1 pseudogene is annotated in these 255 nt (G+C 39.6%); it reads right to left on the reverse strand.

The window, feature by feature from the left end:
- Positions 1–255: pseudogene (locus PSH50_RS21305) on the reverse strand (copper resistance system multicopper oxidase); the annotation flags it as partial.

Below are 255 nucleotides of genomic sequence, written 5' to 3' on the forward strand. Positions count from 1 at the left end.
GCGAGCTTGATAAAGTTCCTTTTGCGTAACCAGAGCGATCCATACTTTGAGCAAAAATCGTATAGGCATCATTTTTAGGCTCAACAATTACGTCGTAGGTCTCACCAGGGCCGAATCTAAATTCATCAACTGTCACTGGTTCAACGTTTTGCCCATCAGCTTGTACAACTGTTAGTTTTAGTTCGGGAATACGAACGTCAAAAAAAGTATTGCTTGAGCCATTAATAAACCTAAGTCTTACTTTTTCTCCAACTT

Origin of the sequence: Pseudoalteromonas sp. Angola-7, assembly GCF_028599255.1 — a bacterium.
GTDB lineage: Bacteria > Pseudomonadota > Gammaproteobacteria > Enterobacterales > Alteromonadaceae > Pseudoalteromonas > Pseudoalteromonas atlantica.